At 61.0% G+C, this 17,992-nt stretch carries 15 protein-coding genes; 8 read left to right on the forward strand and 7 right to left on the reverse strand.

The window, feature by feature from the left end:
- Positions 1 to 67: 67 nt before the first annotated feature.
- Together ACILSR_RS17205 and ACILSR_RS17210 are read right to left on the reverse strand one after the other, a co-directional pair.
- Positions 68 to 754: an HPP family protein gene (locus tag ACILSR_RS17205; RefSeq protein WP_395751028.1), complete on the reverse strand. Its 687-nt coding sequence runs from the start codon at positions 752 to 754 to the stop codon at positions 68 to 70.
- 185 nt (positions 755 to 939) lie between these two features.
- Positions 940 to 1,338: a hypothetical protein gene (locus ACILSR_RS17210; protein ID WP_395751029.1), complete on the reverse strand. Its 399-nt coding sequence runs from the start codon at positions 1,336 to 1,338 to the stop codon at positions 940 to 942.
- 265 nt (positions 1,339 to 1,603) lie between these two features.
- Between ACILSR_RS17210 and ACILSR_RS17215 the strand changes: the two genes are divergently transcribed.
- Positions 1,604 to 2,035, forward strand: a complete 432-nt coding sequence (locus tag ACILSR_RS17215; RefSeq protein ID WP_395751030.1) for a MarR family winged helix-turn-helix transcriptional regulator — start codon at positions 1,604 to 1,606, stop codon at positions 2,033 to 2,035.
- Positions 2,036 to 2,461: 426 nt separating this feature from the next.
- On the opposite strand, the gene cobA is transcribed toward ACILSR_RS17215, so the two are convergent.
- Complete coding sequence (cobA, locus tag ACILSR_RS17220) at positions 2,462 to 3,988, reverse strand: uroporphyrinogen-III C-methyltransferase (protein WP_395751031.1); 1,527 nt, start codon at positions 3,986 to 3,988, stop codon at positions 2,462 to 2,464.
- Positions 3,989 to 4,089: 101 nt separating this feature from the next.
- On the opposite strand from cobA, the gene tilS reads away from it, so the two are divergent.
- Entirely contained in the window at positions 4,090 to 5,061 is a 972-nt protein-coding gene (tilS, locus tag ACILSR_RS17225; RefSeq protein WP_395751032.1) for a tRNA lysidine(34) synthetase TilS, read from the forward strand.
- Between the two features lie 88 nt (positions 5,062 to 5,149).
- Here the strand turns inward: tilS and ACILSR_RS17230 are convergent, their stop codons facing one another.
- A complete protein-coding gene (locus tag ACILSR_RS17230) occupies positions 5,150 to 6,385 on the reverse strand; it encodes a DUF1015 domain-containing protein (RefSeq protein WP_395751033.1) in 1,236 nt (411 codons plus the stop codon).
- A gap of 143 nt (positions 6,386 to 6,528) precedes the next feature.
- On the opposite strand from ACILSR_RS17230, the gene ACILSR_RS17235 reads away from it, so the two are divergent.
- The 3 genes from ACILSR_RS17235 (at position 6,529) to ACILSR_RS17245 (ending at position 7,757) form a co-directional block, all read left to right on the forward strand.
- A complete protein-coding gene (locus tag ACILSR_RS17235; RefSeq protein WP_395751034.1) occupies positions 6,529 to 6,978 on the forward strand; it encodes a hypothetical protein in 450 nt (149 codons plus the stop codon).
- A 96-nt stretch (positions 6,979 to 7,074) separates the two neighbouring features.
- The gene (locus tag ACILSR_RS17240) at positions 7,075 to 7,341 is read left to right on the forward strand and encodes a type II toxin-antitoxin system Phd/YefM family antitoxin (protein ID WP_395751035.1); all 267 of its coding nucleotides are present in this window, start codon (positions 7,075 to 7,077) and stop codon (positions 7,339 to 7,341) included.
- The gene (locus ACILSR_RS17245) at positions 7,332 to 7,757 is read left to right on the forward strand and encodes a type II toxin-antitoxin system VapC family toxin (protein ID WP_395751036.1); all 426 of its coding nucleotides are present in this window, start codon (positions 7,332 to 7,334) and stop codon (positions 7,755 to 7,757) included. Before ACILSR_RS17240 ends, ACILSR_RS17245 begins: the two co-directional genes overlap by 10 nt.
- A gap of 105 nt (positions 7,758 to 7,862) precedes the next feature.
- Here ACILSR_RS17245 and ACILSR_RS17250 read toward each other — a convergent pair whose 3' ends face one another.
- Both ACILSR_RS17250 and ACILSR_RS17255 read right to left on the reverse strand, forming a co-directional pair.
- The gene (locus ACILSR_RS17250; protein ID WP_395751037.1) at positions 7,863 to 9,338 is read right to left on the reverse strand and encodes a CbiX/SirB N-terminal domain-containing protein; all 1,476 of its coding nucleotides are present in this window, start codon (positions 9,336 to 9,338) and stop codon (positions 7,863 to 7,865) included.
- Between the two features lie 144 nt (positions 9,339 to 9,482).
- Entirely contained in the window at positions 9,483 to 9,869 is a 387-nt protein-coding gene (locus ACILSR_RS17255) for a DUF721 domain-containing protein (RefSeq protein ID WP_395751038.1), read from the reverse strand.
- Between the two features lie 115 nt (positions 9,870 to 9,984).
- Between ACILSR_RS17255 and ACILSR_RS17260 the strand changes: the two genes are divergently transcribed.
- The gene (locus ACILSR_RS17260) at positions 9,985 to 11,133 is read left to right on the forward strand and encodes an Lrp/AsnC family transcriptional regulator (protein ID WP_395751039.1); all 1,149 of its coding nucleotides are present in this window, start codon (positions 9,985 to 9,987) and stop codon (positions 11,131 to 11,133) included.
- Between the two features lie 475 nt (positions 11,134 to 11,608).
- Here ACILSR_RS17260 and ACILSR_RS17265 read toward each other — a convergent pair whose 3' ends face one another.
- Positions 11,609 to 12,439, reverse strand: coding sequence for an SDR family oxidoreductase (locus ACILSR_RS17265; protein ID WP_395751040.1), 831 nt, complete (start codon positions 12,437 to 12,439; stop codon positions 11,609 to 11,611).
- A 260-nt stretch (positions 12,440 to 12,699) separates the two neighbouring features.
- Here ACILSR_RS17265 and ACILSR_RS17270 point away from each other — a divergent pair, with 260 nt between their 5' ends.
- Both ACILSR_RS17270 and ACILSR_RS17275 read left to right on the forward strand, forming a co-directional pair.
- A complete protein-coding gene (locus tag ACILSR_RS17270) occupies positions 12,700 to 16,992 on the forward strand; it encodes a hypothetical protein (protein ID WP_395751041.1) in 4,293 nt (1,430 codons plus the stop codon).
- Positions 16,993 to 17,314: 322 nt separating this feature from the next.
- Positions 17,315 to 17,986 carry a hypothetical protein gene (locus ACILSR_RS17275; protein ID WP_395751042.1) on the forward strand — a complete coding sequence of 224 codons (672 nt, stop codon included), beginning with the start codon at positions 17,315 to 17,317 and terminating at the stop codon, positions 17,984 to 17,986.
- Positions 17,987 to 17,992: the final 6 nt, after the last annotated feature.

Consider the following 17,992-nt stretch of genomic DNA (forward strand, 5'->3'; position numbering starts at 1 on the left):
CATCTTTCATGTTGGAGAAAACCTGGGCGTCGATCTCCGAGACATCAGCCGATGTCACTCCCTATGTTTAGACGGTCTTTCCAGGATGGGACTTCAGCAGTTCCACCAGCCGGAGGAGTTCGTCTTCGCTGATGTCCACGAAGGAGTCGAGCGAGCGGATGGCGGCGATGACGTCTTCGTGGGTGGCTGGGGAAGCATCGGGTGGCGCGATGTGCGGCTGTTTGCGGAGGGCATTGGGGTAGCGCCGCCAGCGGAAAGGGTAGTTCATGAGCACCGCCAGAGACACCATGACGATCGCGTTGGTGAGCACGGGGAAGAGCACAAAGCCAAACCCAAGATCACGAATGGCACTGCCGCCCATCACGGCGGCAAAGGCGGTGGCGCCACCTGGCGGATGAATGCATTTGAGCTGCTGCATGGCTCCGATGGACAGACCGACGGCACAGGCTGCGGCTAGTGCAGGGGAATGAATATACTCTGCGCAAACGACTCCGATGAGCGCCGAAATCCCATGCCCGGCGATGACCGGCCAGGGCTGTGAAAGCGGACCGTGCGGCACGCCAAAAAGCAGCACGGCACTGGCTCCCATGGAGGTGATCAAGGCTGCCGCGCCTCCATTGGGAAGCGTCCAAGAAGTCATGAAGACCAAGGCCAGGATGGCAAGGCCGCCGCCGAAAGTGGAGACGGCTTTTTCGGTGGTGCTGACTTCGATCAACTCGATGCCGAGCCATTGGCGCAGGTTGGGCAGGGGCACGTGCGGAGAGCGGTTTTATTTGGCAATTCGGTCGGCAAAGTTCGAGTCGAAGAACTCGGCGAGATAGCAGGGTGGACTGGCAGGACGCGTGGTTTCAGCATTCATGCTCTTTGTTTTGACCCGCGGAGCCGGTGCTCGCGCGTCTGCCTTCTTGCGTTCATTCGCAGCGGTGGATGCGCGCCGTTTCATCGGGCAGGATGAGGAGTGGAAAACAGGGCATTGAGCCAGCGCTGACGATTCCACCACAGGCCGGCGATCAAAGCTCCCACTGTGTAGGCGAGCACATCGCGGGGATCGCCGCTGCCACGGGTGATTTTGGGGATGAACCATTCGAAGAGCAGAGACCAGAATGCGAGATGCCCGATGATTTCTCCAAGGCGCGGCGGGGCATCATCCGCGCGCAGTCCCAGGCGGCGGTGGAGCCAGAGCACGGGCGGCAGGCAGCAGGGGATGAGCCACAGGTCATTGAAATGAAACATCATGAAACCCGGCGGCATGACCGGTTTGATGACACAGCGGTTGAGTCCGTAGGCCAGGCAGGCGATGAGGAACGCCGCATCGCGGAAGTAGCGGAAGCGCGGCATTTCAGCAGAGGTAGTAGATGAGACCTGCGGAGCCGGCGGCGATGAGGAGCTTGAGCAGCAGAGATTTAAGAAGGAAAAGCATGAGGTGATGGGGCGGGGAGATGCTGGCCCATCATCCCTTTCGTGCATGCAGCCGCTTCAGGATGCCGCCGAATACAGACGCACGGTAGGATGTCAGGCAGGGGTGGGCTGGCATGAGAACGATTTAATATCGTTTCACGATATATGTCAACGCGATGGCCCCGAAAATGCTCTTCAAGCGGCCATGCCAGCCACCACCCGCAAACGCATTTCCAAGTCCCAATACGAGAACCTCGCGGCCTTTCGTTACGCTTTGAGGAAGTTTCTACGCTTCAGCGAGGATGCTGCAGTGGCGGCAGGGCTAACACCGCAGCAGCACCAGGCTCTTCTAGCCATCAAGGGTTTCCCCGGCCGCGATCACGTGACGGTGGGAGAGCTGGCGGAGCGCCTGCAGATCAAACACCACAGCGCCGTGGGTCTCATCGACCGGCTGGTGCTGGAGGAACTGGTGGAGCGCGAAACCTCAGCCGAGGACCGGCGGCGGGTGGACATACGCCTCACCGAACGCGGAGAAGGCATGCTGGAAGAACTGGCAGCACTGCACCGGGAGCAGTTGAAGCGCATCGGGCCGGAGCTGAGCAGTCTTCTGCAGCGGCTGGGGCAGGGGGAGGCATAGGTTTAAGGGGCATAATGAGGCTGACAAGGTTCCGGATTTATGATTAATCTCAGCGGATGGAGAGCAAAGCATCGCTCAATATGCCTAGAGTGTCGGCGCGTTGGGTCACTCCCTTTTGGCTGGATCTGTTTTTTGTTTCTGTTGCGGGTCGCCTTGCGATCGAGGTGAATTCAAATCGCCCGGAAACGGCATTGGTGATGTTGCAGAGGGAGCCAGTGAGCTGGCTAGTCTCTCAATCAATCCTCTACTCAGTGCATCTCATGGGAGCCTACATTCTCCTGCCGGCCTTTCTCAGGCACGATTATCCGAAGGCGACCCTCTTGTTGGGGGCGTTGCTTGCGTGGTTTCTGATCTTGATGCCGATGTCAGGCCATCGGTACTGAGAGTGTCAACGTTCTCTCCGGAGCGGAGAGATGCGTTTTCCAGCTACTTCCAAAACTTCTCCACCGCCGTCACCAATCCCGGGATGCTGTTCTCCTTCGCTTCCACATCGACCTTCAGCCCGCGGGCCTCGATGGCGGCGCTGGTGATGGGGCCGATGCTGGCGATCTTGATGTCCTTGGGGAGATCGACTTTGAGATTGAGGAAGTGCTCCACGGTGGAGGCACTGGTGAAGGTGATCATGTCCGCGCCCTCTTCTTTGAGGCGGGCGAGGGCTTCGAGGTTGTCTTCCGTCTCGGCAATGGTGCGGTAGGCTTCGGCTTCATCGACGATGGCGCCCATGCCGCTGAGTTCATTGGCGATGACTTCACGCGTTTCCTGCGCACGCACCCAGAGCACCTTCACGTTTTCCATGTCCTGGTGGTCTTTGAAGGCTTTGACGAGGCCTTCAGCCACGTAGTTGCCTTTGTCGGGCAGGAGGTCCACGGCGAGGTGGCGGGCCTTCACCTTTTCCGCTGTGCCGGGTCCGATGCAGGCGATGCGCACGCCGCCGATGCTGCGGGCGTCGTTGTAGAGCTTGTCAAACATGGTGAAGAAAGCATCTACGCCGTTCGGGCTGGTGAAGATGATCCAGTCGTAGGTGTGGCAGTCCTGCACGAGCTCGCCAAAGGAGAGCTGGTCTTCCACAGGTGCGATGCGGATGGTGGGCAGCTCGATGACATCCGCGCCGAGTTGCGCGAGCTGTTTGCTGAGCGTGCTGGCCTGGGCCCGGGTGCGGGTGACGACGATCTTTTTGCCAAACAGCGGACGTTCTTCAAACCAGTTGAGCTGCGGTCGCTCGGTCACCACGTCTCCCACGACGGCCACGGCGGGAGCCTTGAAGCCTGCGGCCTTCACTTTGGCGGCGATGTCTGCGAGCGTGCCCACGAGCGTCTGCTGGTGGGTGTGCGTGGCCCAGCGCACGAGGGCGACGGGCGTTTCGGGATTGGCGCCGTGCTTCAAAAATTCACGCGTGATCTCCTCGATGCGCTCCACGCCCATGAGGAAGACCTTGGTGCCGTCTGCCTGCGCGATCTTGGCATAGTTGAGAGACGTGTCCGGCTTGGTAGGGTCTTCATGGCCGGTGAAGATGGTGAGCTGGGAGGCATGCGAGCGGTGCGTGACCGGGATGCCTGCATACGCCGGACCGGCGATGGCGGAGGTGATGCCAGGAACGATCTCAAATTTCACGCCTGCCTCGCGCAGCTCGGCGGCTTCTTCGGCGCCACGGCCAAAGAGCACCGGATCTCCGCCCTTCAGGCGCGTGACGATCTTGCCCTCGGTGGTGAGCTTGACGATGAGCTTGTTGATCTCCTCCTGGGAGAGGGTGTGGTCTCCCGCCTTCTTGCCGACGTAGATGCTGGCGGCGCCGTCCTTGGCGTAGCGGAGGTGTTCGGGGTTGCAGAGGTAGTCGTAAACGAGCACGTCCGCGGCCTCAATGCATTCCTTCCCTTTGAGCGTGAGGAGTCCGGGATCGCCGGGACCGGCGCCGACGAGGTAACAGATGCCAGGGGTGATTTTCTTGGTGGCCATGGTGGGAAGGGGGCGCACAAGGTGTCGAAACCAAAGCCGACCGCAAGGATAGATGAGCGTTTCCCATTTACTGATGGAATCATGCAGTTAATTCGCTAAGAATGTCAACTGTGCCTTCCATCCTCCTAAACCTGCCTCCAGCCTGCGATCCTGCCGAACCGGTGCTGCTGGCAATCTCAGGGGGGCGGGATTCGGTGGCGCTGCTGCACCTGCTGCTGGATGCGGGATTCAAACAGCTCATCCTCTGCCATTTGAACCACGGCCTGCGTGGCAAGGAGTCGATCGATGACGCGGCGTTTGTGCGGCGTCTGGCCAAAAAGCACGCGCTGAAATGCGAGATCGAGACGGAGGATGTCGCGGCGCTGGCGGAGAAGCGGCGCCTTTCCACGGAGACAGCCGCGCGTGAGGCCAGGTACGCTTTTTTGCTCCGTATGGCGGAGAAGTACGACGTGTGGGTGGTGCTGCTGGCACACCATGCGGATGACCAGGCGGAGACGATTGTGGCAAACCTGTGCCGCGGCAGCGGACTGGCCGGTCTGGCGGGCATGCACGCGGTGCAGCGCATGGACTCGGGACTGCATCTGGTGCGGCCTCTTCTTCATGCACGGCGCAGTGAGATCGACTCCTACCTCAAGTCGAAACGGTGCAAATACCGCGAGGACTCCAGCAACACCTCCCCCAAGCACCGCCGCAACCGCGTGCGGCATGAGGCGCTGCCGCTTCTGAATGACATTTTTTCCCGCGATGTGGTGCCCCAGGTGCTGCGGCTGGGCTCGCTGGCGGAGCAGGACGATGACGCGCTGCAGCGTCAGGCCATGGCGTTTCTAATCGCTGAGGGGCGTGTGCAGGAGGATCGCTCGCTGGTGATCTCTCCCGAGCTGCTGGCGCTGCATCCTGCAGTGTCTTCACGCGTCATCGGCACTTGGCTGCGGGAGGCCTGGGAGCTGCCGGGCATTGATCATGACGTCATCGATGCCGCGCTGGGCATGCTGGCGCCGGATGGTGTGGCGAAGGTGAATCTGCCGGGAGACAAGCACCTGCGGCGGAAAGCAAAGAGGCTGTGGGTGGAGTAGGAAAGTAGTCCTGAGCTTTAGCTCGTTCTGGATTTCTGGGACGAAGCACGTTCTCCAGAACGAACTGAAGTTCTCAACTACTTTGGCTTCACCCCTCCAGCGTGTGCACAAACAATCCGCTGCGCAGCTTCGGCTCAAACCAGGTGCTCTTCGGCGGCATGATCTGGCCGACGTCTGAGATGGCCATGAGCTGATCCACGGTGGTGGGATACATGGAGAAGGCCACGGTGTGCTCCTTGCCGTTCACGAGTTTCTCCAGCTCCGCGGTGCCGCGGATGCCGCCGATGAAGTCGATGCGCTTGCTGGTGCGGGGATCGTCGATGCCGAGGATGGGCTTGAGCAGGCGGTCCTGCAGGATGCTGACATCGAGCTGGTCGATCGGGCTGGCGTCCTTGGCTGGCTCCCAGTTGAGTTCATACCACTGGTCCTTGAGGTACATGCAGCACTGGCCGGGCCGGGTGGGGGACTTGAGCGTGGTGGGCTTGAGGGTGAAGATCTCGCCGACTTTCTTGAGGAACTCCTCGCGGTCCATGCAGTTGAGATCCTTCACGGCGCGGTTGTAGGGCAGGATTTTGAGCTCGTTGCCGGGGAAGAGCACGCTGAGGAACCAGTTGTAGTTTTCCTCGCCGGTATGGTTCGGATTGGCCTCGCGGCGCAGCTTGCTCACGCGGAATGCGCTGGCGGCGCGGTGGTGGCCGTCTGCCACGTAGGCACAGGGCACCTGGCTTTCAAAAAGGCCGGTCAAGGAGACGCAAAGGCCCAGCGAGAGGCGCCAGAGCTGATGCCGCACGCCATCGGGCGCGGTGAAATCATTGATGGGCTTCTCTGTTTTCATGAAGCTCTCAATCAGCGCGCTGATGCCCGGGCGCTGACGGTAGGTGAGGAAGATGGGGCCGGTGTTGGCATTGAGCGCATCGACCAGATTGGTGCGGTCGTCTTCTTTGTCCTGACGGGTCTTTTCGTGCTTCTTGATGATGTCCTTCTCGTAATCTTCGGTGTGGCAGACGGTGACCAGGCCGGTCTGGCTGTGGCCGGAGATGACCTGACGGTAGAGATACATGCAGGGCTTGGCCTCACGGACGAGGATGCCATCCTTCTGCAGGCGGTCGAAGTTCTCGCGGGCCTTGGCGTAAACAGGAGCGGAATAGGGGTCGATTTCGGGGTCGAGGTCGATTTCTGCGCGGTCCACATGCAGGAGGCTGAAGGGCTTGCCCTTGGCCAGGGCGGCGGCTTCCTCACGGTTCACCACGTCATAGGGGACGGCGGCGACTTCGGGGGCGTTTTTCTGGGTGGGGACGAGACCTTTGAATGAGCGGATGCGCATGGGGCGGGATAGAGCGCGGGGGGGCGCTTGTCAAATCCCCACTCTTGGGTGGAATTGTTTCACAATTCCGAAGTAAAAGCGCCCGCCCATGTTCGCGGTTCATGAGGCTGGAAAAAATACCCATCACGTGCTAAGAACAACCTGTGGACGATGATCTCGTGTTTTCGGAAAGCGAAAAGCCGCGCTATCTGCTGCCTGAAGGCTGCAAGGATTTGTATGATGTGATCCGGCGGCAGGAGGAGGATGCGGCGAAGCAAAAGCAGAGGGATGACATTTCGGAGGCGCTGGAAAAGCTTGCCGGCAAGCTTTCCAGCAAGGCGGTGGAAGATACCATGGGCTTGCCCGATACGCTCGGTCCCTGCACCTTGGAAAACATGCCCGGTACTGCGGATATGAATCTCCTCCCCACCAGCATCACGGTGCCAGATCCAGTGACGGTGGGCGCTCTGGCTGAGCTGCTTCACGTCAAGTGGTTCAGGCTCGTCTCTGTGCTGATCAAGCTGAAGATTTTTGTCTCGGCGGACTCCGTCATCAGCTTTCCCATGGCCTGCAGGGTTTGCAGTCATTTTGGGGTGGAGGTGAAGAGTGCGTGAGTTGTTTAGAAAGATGACGCCGCGCTGAAGCATTAGCCCAGGCTGACTGAGAGATGCGGGCTTGAGGATAGTGGACACCTGGTGTATCGATTCAATATGATCTCTCTGTCTGTCAGCGAAGCCGGGCGGCATTTTGCCGAACTGTTGCACCGTGTGCAGCATGAGGGCGAATGGGCGCTTCTGACGGACGGCGGCATGCCGGTGGTACGAATGATGCCCGCGAATCGTGTGCCCAAAGGTGCCGAACTTGCGCTTATTTGGGAAGGTCGCCCCCGGCTCGGGGACGAAGAGGCCGCAAGATTCGAATCTGATATTGCTGAGGCTCGAGCTGCTCTTCCACCGGTGCACGTGCCATGGGACTGATTTTAGACACGTCGGTCATCATCGCTGACGAACGCGGGCGCCTTAACCTTCCTGCTCTATTCCGCGCCAAGGCAGGAGAGGAGTTTTTTATTTCCTCCATCACTGTGTCCGAGCTTCTCCATGGCGTTGAGCGGGCAAATACGGCGGAGCGTCGTGAGAAAAGATCGAATTACGTGGAAGGCCTGCTGCAAAGTCTGCCTATCATTGAATTTGATCTGAGGGTGGCCAGAAGGCATGCACGGATCTGGGCAGAACTTGAAGTGGCCCGGAAGATGATAGGACCGCACGATCTTATCATCGCTGCCACTGCATTGGAGCATGGGCACTCGCTGGCGACTTTGAACGGGGCTGAATTTTCTCATGTGCCGCAGCTTTTGCTGGAGGACTTGACCTCGTTTGTGGTCCCTCATTCCTGATTTTACTGCCAGTATCCCTTATCTCGCCTCCTGCGCAGCAAAGTTGTCCAGTTGCGCCGCAACTGGCTCAGGGAGCACTCCAGTTGCGGCGCAACTGGACAACTTTCACCCGGCCTTTTCTTTCTCCTTCGCCTCATGATTCTCCCGCGCCACTTTGCGGGCCGCAGAAACCACGTGCGTGCAGGCTTCGATGCAGAGCAGCGGCACGGCATTCGGGGCGTGATTGGGCTGCGTTTTACGGGTGGCGGGGCCGCTCATCGGCTGGGTGGCATTCAGCGGCCAGAGGATGCGGCGGAGGCATTTTTCGTTCGCGCAGGTCTTGCCGATGAGGGCGTGGGCCTGATCGTCCGTGATGGTGTTGACGAAGCGGTACATCCCGGTCTGCCTGCCGAGCACCTCGCGCAGAGGCACGGCGGCGAGCTTTTCTTGTTCAAGGGCACGCGCCATGCCGAGCGCGGCGGGATAGAAGAAATCGAGCGCGAGACGCAGTTCGTCGAGGTCGGCGAGATCGAGACGCCAGCCGCGATTCAGCGTAGGCGCGGTATGCAGGGGACGGAAGGCGCCGCTGGCGTCGTAACGGGCGATGAAGAGGGCGTCGTGTGCTTCGTGGTGGACCTGAAGGTTGCCGAGGCCGCGATCCGCCACGTGGCAGAGCGAGTAAGAAGCATCGGCGTTTGTGGCAATGGAGATCTCGCCAATCTCATCGAGGCCCTCATTGAGCCAGTAGGCGAGGGAGGATTTGATCTCGTCATTGGCCATGGCGGGCTTGTCGCTCACGCCGTGCTTTTCATCGAAGTCGTGGACTTGGTCGAGAATGACATCGGCCATGAGCGGCTCGGTGCCGATGGCGCCGCTGTAGTAGATGTGGCGGCCCTGGAGCTGGTGCGGGTTGTGGTGGAAGACGCCGCTCTCGCTCAGAGCCTCGCCCACTTCCTCGCGCATGCCGAGGAGCACGGGGATGTCCTGAAAGCTGTGCAGGCCGTCGGCGATGAAGAAGGGGACGACGACAACGTTTGGCGCGGTGGTGAGAGTGGCCCAATCCTTCACAAAGGGCGCCTCCTCCATGTAAGCATCGATGACTTCGGCAAAGCCATAGTGCCCGGCGCGGATGAGCGCCACCTGGTCCTGAATGGCCTTGGTGGAGTTCTCATTGAGGCTGGTGCCGTGGCCGACGATGACGAGGCTGGTCTGCTCACGTGGCACATGCGGGGCGACTTCATTGGCACGCTGGATGAGCAGGCGCGTCATGTTGGGGTGGATGCCCACGGGATCGCAGTAGCGGATGGTTTTGCCATCGCGCTGCGTGGTGGGGCCGTCGAGGCGGAGTTCGCGCGGGAGCACCTGCTGGCAGAAGTAGCCTTCGCTGATAAAATTGGGGACGATGTAAATGACCTCGCTGTCCACCATCTCGTACACCTCGCGCATGTTTGGCTCTTCTTTCCAGAAGCAGCAGGCGACCTCGCGGAAGAGGCCGCGGCGGCGGATGGAGTCGGCATGCAGATGCGTCGGCGCGCTGGAGTCCGGGTTCGTGGTGGAACCGTGACCGACGATGATGAGGGCGGCGTGTTTGTGGGAGATCAAAGCGAGGAGCGGGGGAGATTTATGATTTACGATTTATGATTTACGATTTGAGAGAGAAAGCGTGGAGAGATGGAGTGGTGGGTCACTACGTCAGCGGCGTCGGAATGGAAACCATTCGTCATTCCGTCATTCGGCATTTTTTGCTTACCCATGCCGGAACCGCACGTCCTTGATCTTGGCATCGGGCAGCTTCTCCTGCAGTTTTTTGAGGATTTTCACCTTCTCCTGCATGAGCGCATGGTGGGCGGTGGGCTGGAGGAGGCGGACGGTGAGGATGCCGCGCTCAAAGGTGTCAGGGCGGGTGAGTTTGAAAAGAAAGACGCCGACGATCTCCTCCCAGGCGGCGAGGATGTCCTCCAGCTTCACGCGGTTGGCCATCCCGGCCTTCGCCATGATCTGCGTGGCCAGGTCTCCCACCCGCAGCGTGGGCAGGTCCATCAGCGGCCCGTCCTCCACGCCGCGCCAGGCGGCGATGAGGTTGTGGCGCCTGCGCATGGCGGCGGTGGGCTTGCGGTAGTCCATGGGCTGCATGCTAGACGAGACGGCAATCGGCGCATGCTAAATCACAAATTTCAAATCTGGCATTCCTTTGCTGCGTTGTTAATGGTGACAGCTCCCCCCCAACCCCCTCCTCGATTTTCCAGCCATGTCCGCCGTCGCCGCCGCCGCCCCCACTGCCTCAGTCCCCACCGAGCATACCGACCCCGTGAACGCCCAGATCCTGGCCGTGAGCGAGGACCGCATCAAAGGTTTCACTCCCACGCCGTTTCAGGACATCGCGCAGCTGAGCGGACTGCCGCTGGAGACGGTGGTGGAGCGCATCCAGGCGATGCTGAAGGCCGGGGTCATCCGCCGCGTGCGTCAGACCCTGCTGGCCAACAAGCTCGCTGAGGGCGCTCTCGTTGCCTGGAAAGTGCCGCCGGAAAAGCTGGAGGCCGCCTTTGAATTCCTCTTCAAGCAGGACCCCTTCAGCGGCCACGTGGTGCTGCGCTCCACCGACCGCGAGGTGAGCGGCAGCGACTACCGCCTGTGGACCACCCTGAAAGTGCCGCAGGGCTATGACATCAACCAGCATTGCGATGTGCTGGCCCGCCTCATTGGCGCGGAAAGCTACTACACCATGGAGGCCCACGGCATCTTCGCCCTCGGCGTCGGTCATGTGCGCCGCAAGACCCTGGAGCCCGGCGAGCGTGCCGATGAACCCGCCAAGATGATGACCACCAACATCGCCGAACTCGATGCGGAAGAGTGGAACGTGCTGCTGCACCTGAAGGGCGATCTCAGCATCGATGAAGTCGGCCCCAATCCGTGGGAAGGCCGCGCCAAGGCTGCCGGTGTCTCGTTTGAAAAATTCTGCGAAGTGGCCAAGCGCCTCGACAAAAAAGGCGTCATCGGCCGCTTCTCTACCTTCCTGGAGCACGTCAAGCCCAGCGCTGCAGGCGTGCGCGTCACGCGCTTCAATGCACTCTTCCACTGGAAAGTGCCGAAGGGCATGGAAGAACGCGCCGGTGGCGAAGTGGGCCGCCACACCATCATGACGCATGCCTACTGGCGTGAAGGCGGCGAGCGTTTTGCCAACGTGAACATCATGGGCGTCATCCACGGCACCGACAAAGAGATGGTGCTGGCCCACAAGGCCGCCATTGATAATCACCTCGCCGAAGCCGGCATCCCTCTGGAGTACACCAACGTCTTCTGGGGCGGCCGCAGTGAGATCAAGCCCAGCGAGATCTCACCGATCGTGTTCAAGGAATGGCACGCGAAGTACAAGGATGTGGCGGGGCCGGTGGTGTAGTTCGGGCCGTCTTTACGAATGGAGTCGCCTGCTGCAGCGCATGCTCAGGCGACCTTTTCATTGGTGCACCAGTAGGTCTGTTTGTGTCCCTTGGCCTCGAAGCTTGCGGCCAAGGACTGGGCCTGTTGCTCAGTGAGATTGGCTTCCACCAAGAATTTGTTGCCGGAGTCGTCCTGTCTCCAGACAGACCAACTGGGGAAATCACTGCCTCGGACCGCTGCCCACCAGCCAAATTCGTCGTGTCCCCACTGAACTCCCAAACGAGAAGCCACTGTGCGCAGTAGCTCCGTCTCCGTCGCATGGGGGCCGGCGTCGAGCAGTTCCGCCGCTGCGGAATCTCCGTTTGCGCTTCTGACTTGGACCGGGAGAATTCCCACCGGGCAGCAGGGTCCGCCTGGTTCTCCACGCCGATGAAAGGTCTTTGGTTGATTCATGCGTGCCGGTGTAAAGATTCGTTCTGTCGGTCACGGGTTGGCTATCCATTCGGCGCAAGCTCACCAAACCGATACGAAGCCGTGACGCCCCCGTCCATGAGGAAGTCACTGCCGGTGATGAAGGCGCCGTCTGGGCCCATCAGCAGCGCGCCCACGGCTCCCACCTCATCCGGCGTGCCGGCGCGGCCGACGGCGCTGAGTTCGATCATGCGCCGGTAGCCTGCGCCGCGCGGGCCTGACAGTTCGTCCTTGGCCAGAGGGGTGATGATGATGCCGGGGCTGATCGTGTTGACGCGCGCACCGCGTTTGCCCCAGCGCACGGCCTCGGCCATCACGCGCAGCGAGTTGCCGCGTTTGGAGAGCTGGTAGGCATGCAGCGAATCTTTGACCTGATCTGGCTGGAGCATGGGCAGGGCCAGCAACTCGTCCGTGGGTGTCGTCGCCAGCGCTTTGTCTTCCTCAGGAGTCAGCGCGGGAAGGCGGTGGCCGGACTGCGAGGCGATGACGATGCCTGCTCCGCCCTGCGCGATGATGCTGCCAAACTCCTCCAGCACGAGAGCGGTGCCATACAGATCGACTTTGAGGATGGTGGCTGGTGATGCCTGTGAGGGAGACACGCCGGCGGCATGAATGATGCCGGTGACGGTGCCGAGTGACTGGGCGGTCTCTGCCAGTGCGTGGACCGACTCGCGTGAAGAAACATCCACCACCGCAGTGCTCACTTCGAATCCCGCCTCGCTGAGGACTTTCGCCGCTGCATCGGCGTTTTCTTTTCGGACATCTGCGAGAAGGACGTGCTTGCCTGCGCTGACGCGTCTCGCGATGGCCTGACCGATGGATCCGGCCCCGATGACGATAATGATTTGGGTCATGATAAAATCCTCTCTGGGATTAAACGAAGCTGAATGGCGAACGCAAGCCCAGCGAGATCTCACCGATCGTGTTCAAGGAATGGCACGCGAAGTACAAGGATGTGGCGGGGCCGGTGGTCTAAGCGGTGACGCTGCGTTTGATCTCATGAGATGAACCATGCGTGTGCGCGCATGGTATGGGGTTGTTTCACGGGCTGAACATGAAGAGCTTTTAATCTGCTTTCACACAGGAGTGCGGATTGATTCATGGCAGGTGATCCATGAAACAAATTCTCTTTTTTTCCGTCCTGCTCCTCTGCGCTGAATGGCCCGCTGCCGCTGAGAATCCCAATGCGGCTGCGGACTTTACCATCAACACCACGGTCCTCGCGCAGAGCCCTGACCGCTATGGCACAAACATCGCGATCAATGGCTTTCCCGATTACAACAACAAGGCCATGGACCCCGGCTTTGAGCCGTTCGTGCTGCGCAAGATGGGCACGGCCACGGGCGGTGGTGCGGACTACCTGATCAATGCGGCGAATGCCACGACCACCGTGTATGATCTGCTGGGAGACGGCTTCTTTGACGGTGCAGGCATCCGGGTGTATCGCATCGTGGGCGGACAGGTGACACTGCTGCGCACGGGGACCGTGGCGCAATACATCGGCGGCTTTAACCGGCTGATCAGCAACCGGCTTACCACCACGACCTTTCATGATGGCGGGCTGGTCGCGGGAAAGACGTACTACTACACGGTGCGGGCCTACGATTCGTCGGGCAACACCTCGGGAAACTCCAATGTGCAAAGCATCGTGGCGCAGGCAGGCGCTGGCGTGGCGGATACGGTGACGGGCACGGTCACGCAGACAATCACGGACTCCACGGCCCCTGCGGCACCCACGGGGCTGGTAGCCACCGCCAATGCCAATGGCACGGTGACGCTGACCTGGAACGCGAACAGCGAGCCTGATCTCTACGGCTACTGGGTTTACCGCGCGGAGTCGGATCCGGCGCTGCACAATCGCATCTACCTCAGCGGCAGCGGCGCCGCGCTGGCCGCTGGCGATGTTTACATCATCGACTCCAACCCCGACAACGTGCCGATGAACAAGATCAGCCCGCGGGTGCAGAGCTTTTTCAATGGCAATGACACCTGGCGCGAGGTCGGCACAGGGGTGACCAAGATGCGCGACAGCAGCACGACCTGCCCGGAAAATGGAGGCAGGACAAGCATGAAGCTCAGCAGCACGGGGACTGGCGAGGCAAGCGTGCGGCAGTTCCGACTGGCCACGCCGGATGGCTTCTACGGTGCACTGGCCCCCAGCACGACGTATCGTGCCGAGGTTTGGCTGAAGCAGCAGGGCGTGCCCGGTGCTGCTGTGACCTTCCGGCTTACGGGCGCCTACAGCAGCGTCTCCAACACCTGGACGGGCATCACCGGCACCTGGCAAAAGTACACCTGCCAGTTCACCACTTCGGACACGTATCCGATCCAAAGCCAGGGCACCTCGGAGATCGTGCTGGCCTTCACCGGACCGGGCGATGTGTGGATGGACAACTTCTATCTCTATGACCCGACGAAGCCAAAGTTTGAGCTGCGTGCGGAGGCCAGGCAGCAGTTGGTGGATTTCTCGCCGGGCTGGATCCGCTCCCACACCGGCCACACAGATGCGACGTGGGGATCGACGATGGAGGACTGGACGAATGAAGATGCGCTGGCGCAGAATCAGTTTGCGAACGGTGGCGGACGCACGCGCCCGGAGCAGCCCTACCATCTGCCCTTCATGCTGCAGCTGGCGAAGGACAGCGGTGCCAATCCCTGGCTCATCGTGGGCAGCTACATGAGCGAGCAGGAGTGGGCAAACTTCATGGAATATCTCGCCGGTCCGGCGGGCACGCCGTATGGCGACAAGCGCATCGCGCAGCGCGGCGGCAACACCACGCCGTGGACCGCTGAGTTTCCGCGTCTGCGCATCGAGTATGGCAACGAGATGTGGAACCCGACCTTTGAGTGGGGCCTGGGCGGTGTGGCGAACGGCCAGTTTGCCGAATACTTTTTCAATCAGGCGCGGCAAAGCCCCTACTATGCCGCGATCGCGGGAAAGGTGGACTTTGTGCTGGATGGCCAGCTGGTGTCCGCAGCCACGAATGGCTACGCCGCCTCCGGCATGCAGGTGGCACCTGCGGCAGGCGCACCGGGACGCCTGGCCACGTATGCCAATCTGGCGATGTACATCGGCGGCTGGGATGCCAACATCATCATCGGCGGCGGGCAGGTGACTCCCGAGGGCTTTGCCGACTACCTCATGTATTCGGGCACGTATGGGAAGTACTGGTTTGATCAGCAGGCGCAGACGCGGGACACGATCACCGCGCAGGGGCGGCCCTACAAGCTGGGCAACTACGAGTGCGGCCCCGGCTACGGCCTGCCCAGCGGGGGCAATCAATACAACGCGGTCTCAGAGGCGTATGGCAAGTCTCTCGCCGCTGGCGTGGCCACGCTGGACTGCTTTCTCTATGGCACCAGCAAGCGTGTGGATCCGCAGTGCTACTTCACACTGCAGACAGGCACCAACTGGGCCTCCCACGCCTACCTCAACAACGGCAACTACCCCTATACGAGCTGGCTGGCGCTGCAGATGAGAAACCGCTATGCCAGCGGCGACATGGTGGCGACTTCGATCAATACGGTGCCCACGCATGACCAGCCCGCGTGGATCAATTCGACCAACGGCGGCGTGGCGGCACCCGCTGCGCCCGGCACGCCGCTCACGGCATGCTACGCCTTTCGCGATGGTGCCAAATACTCCGTCTTTGTGCTCTCACGCAAGTACAGCGGCGACACGCCCGTGACGCTGCGCCTGCCCTTTAATGCCATCTCCAGCGCCACGCTCTACAAGCTCACCGGCGCGCCCGATGCACGCAATGACCAGGGAGTGTACAGCGTCCAGGAGCAGCAGCAGGTCGTGGGCGATTTTGCGCAAAACTACACCTTCACCCTGCCCGCGAGCTCCGCGTATCTCTATGTCTTTAATGGCGCGAGCACCGTGGCTGAGACAAACCCGGCCTGCACCATCACGCAGGCGCTGGCGCAGGCTGATCCCACTTCCACGCAGAGCATCTCTTTCAATGTGCACTTCAGCCAGCCGGTCACCGGCTTCACCGCGAGTGATGTCATCGCGGGTGGCACCGCTGGCGCATCCATCGTGACAGTGACCGAGATCGCGCCCAATCTGGGGACGGACTTTCAGGTGGATGTCACCGGCATGACCAACAGCGGCACCGTGACCATCGATGTGCCGGCCAATGCCGCTTTCAATGCCAGCGCGCAGGGCAACACGGCTGCGTCAGTCATCGACAACAGTGTGCAGTTTAACCTGACGCCCTTCGTCGCGTATGATGATTTCAATCTAGCGCCAGCCAGCGCACCAGCAGCACCCTTCCTGAATGCCGTCAGCACCGGTGCGGGCTTTGCCGCAGCCTGGCAGCTCACGAACTACAACGCCGCCACGTATGGGGACGGCTACAAGCTCGCCACCACCACGCCGCTCTCCTATCTCAATCTCCGCCGCACTGGCAGCTACGCCGCAGGCGGCAAGAGCTTTGATGTGGCCGCGCGCCAGCTGGATGTGGACAGCACCTTCGCGTTTTACAAGATCAGCGGCAGCTCGCCCTCGGCCATCGGGCGCAGCGGCACCACGCTGTGGATGAGCGCGCTGTTTCGCAAAGACACCGCCGACAGCAACCGCCTGCTGCTCTTCACCATGCCCACCACCAGCAATATCAGCGTGGGCGGCAGCAATCTCGGATTCGGCTTCTGCGGAGACATCCCGGCAGTGTCCATGGTCGGCAGCACGCGCTACTGGTCGCTGCAGGTGCGCAATGCCGGCAACAACGGCTTTGACTGCGTGCGGAGCAGTGTGCCTGTCGTCTCCGGCCAGAGCGCGCTGCTGGTGCTGAGGTGCTCGTTTGGCGCCACGGATTCCTTTGATCTCTTTGTCAATCCAGCCTCCCTGGGCGGTGCCGCGCCAGCCAGCGCCGATGCCAGCTGGGCCACCACCGGAGCCACCAACATCAGCATGGCCATGCTGGGCTACAGCGGAGGCACCACGGGAACGAATCAGTCTGGCATCGACGAGATCCGCTTCGGGCAAAGCTTTGCGGAGGTGACCCCGGCCTTCACCCCGAGCGAGTCATGGCGCATGACCCATTTTGGCGCAGCCGCAGCCACTGGCAGCGCCGCCGACTTGGCTGATCCCGACAACGACGGTGTGCCCAATCTCCTGGAGTATGCGCTGGGCTCCCTGCCGATGAACGCCAGCGTGCGCAATGCCCCGCTGCCCGCCACCACGGCGGTCAGCGGGCAGGACTACCTCACGCTCAGCGTGCCCTGGAACATCGCTGCCACGGATGTGACCTTTGCCGTCGAAGTCTCCGGCGATCTCATCACGTGGAATTCCGGCCCCGCCTACACCACGATCGTCAGCACCGGCAGCAACCTCGTCGTTCGCGACAACACACCCATGACCGCTGCGGCAAAGCGCTTCATACGCCTGAGGCTCTCCCGCTGATGGGCGCTCGTTTCTTCCATGCTGGCTGAGGCTGCGGGTATGAATGAAAAGGGCAGAGTTAGCGGTGCGTTGCGGGACCAAGATGGTCCCGCTCCTGCCAGAGCTTTGCCGCGCGGACGCCTTGGAGGAGAGGGATCATCTTGATCCCTCAACGCTGCGCGATCACCCGGCCTCTTGTGTTTGTGCAAGCTCCTGCTGGACAGGCCGAGACCTGTTTTCAACTGTCTGTGGTGTAAACGTCGCCAGACCGCGCCCGCGTTTTCCTTGTCGTGGGTTAGGAAATACTTGTCACGTTCAGCGTTTTCACGTTTTCTTTCAAGGCATGGAAGACACATCGCAAGACCCACAGGAAGCCTGCGAGCTGCTGCGCACCACGAGTCCGGAGGAGTTGAAAGCGGCCAGTGAACTGCTGAAGAAAGCAGGCATCCCACACCGGCTGGCGGGCACGAAGGCGGGTTTTGACATCATGGAAGTCGGGCGCGCCGGAGGCCCTTCAGACAAGCTGATCCTGGTGCCGCGTGAAGTGCTCTCAAGAGCCTCCGCTTTGATGGAAGACTCCTATGCGGAGACGCCGCTGCCAGACGGGCATTTCCTGCACGACGCCTCCGACGATGAAATTCTGGAAATCCTCGCAGCGCCGGAGGAGTGGAGTTTTTTTGACCTGGCTCACGCACGCAGGATCGCGCGGGAGCGCAAGCTTTCAGTGGGCGCTATCGAGCAGAAAAAAGCGGTGCATGTGGATGAAGTGAGAGAGGGCAAGCCTGCGCCGAAGATGCTGCTTCGCCTGGGGTGGATTTTGGCCCTGGTGGGCAGCGGCATTGGCATCATCCTCGGCATCGGCATCGCTGTCAGCAAGGAGAAGACGCCGTATGGTGTGTTTTACAAATATGACAGCGCATCGCGAAAGAGCGGAGCAAACATGGCCCAGGCTGGGGCGACCATGAGCCTTCTTGTTCTTTTGCTGCTTGTGATCCTTTCCCGTTTGTTCCCGTGACCGCGG

Origin of the sequence: Prosthecobacter sp. (assembly GCF_044222565.1) — a bacterium.
In the GTDB taxonomy this organism is placed as follows: domain Bacteria; phylum Verrucomicrobiota; class Verrucomicrobiia; order Verrucomicrobiales; family Verrucomicrobiaceae; genus Prosthecobacter.

Bases quoted from the DNA above. Each gene is read 5' to 3' on its own strand.
- ACILSR_RS17210 (WP_395751029.1), bottom strand. From the start codon at position 1,338: ATGCCGCGCTTCCGCTACTTCCGCGATGCGGCGTTCCTCATCGCCTGC.
- ACILSR_RS17215 (WP_395751030.1), top strand. From the start codon at position 1,604: ATGCCAGCCACCACCCGCAAACGCATTTCCAAGTCCCAATACGAGAAC.
- cobA (WP_395751031.1), bottom strand. From the start codon at position 3,988: ATGGCCACCAAGAAAATCACCCCTGGCATCTGTTACCTCGTCGGCGCC.
- tilS (WP_395751032.1), top strand. From the start codon at position 4,090: ATGTCAACTGTGCCTTCCATCCTCCTAAACCTGCCTCCAGCCTGCGAT.
- ACILSR_RS17230 (WP_395751033.1), bottom strand. From the start codon at position 6,385: ATGCGCATCCGCTCATTCAAAGGTCTCGTCCCCACCCAGAAAAACGCC.
- ACILSR_RS17240 (WP_395751035.1), top strand. From the start codon at position 7,075: ATGATCTCTCTGTCTGTCAGCGAAGCCGGGCGGCATTTTGCCGAACTG.
- ACILSR_RS17245 (WP_395751036.1), top strand. From the start codon at position 7,332: ATGGGACTGATTTTAGACACGTCGGTCATCATCGCTGACGAACGCGGG.
- ACILSR_RS17255 (WP_395751038.1), bottom strand. From the start codon at position 9,869: ATGCAGCCCATGGACTACCGCAAGCCCACCGCCGCCATGCGCAGGCGC.
- ACILSR_RS17260 (WP_395751039.1), top strand. From the start codon at position 9,985: ATGTCCGCCGTCGCCGCCGCCGCCCCCACTGCCTCAGTCCCCACCGAG.
- ACILSR_RS17265 (WP_395751040.1), bottom strand. From the start codon at position 12,439: ATGACCCAAATCATTATCGTCATCGGGGCCGGATCCATCGGTCAGGCC.
- ACILSR_RS17270 (WP_395751041.1), top strand. From the start codon at position 12,700: ATGAAACAAATTCTCTTTTTTTCCGTCCTGCTCCTCTGCGCTGAATGG.
- ACILSR_RS17275 (WP_395751042.1), top strand. From the start codon at position 17,315: ATGGAAGACACATCGCAAGACCCACAGGAAGCCTGCGAGCTGCTGCGC.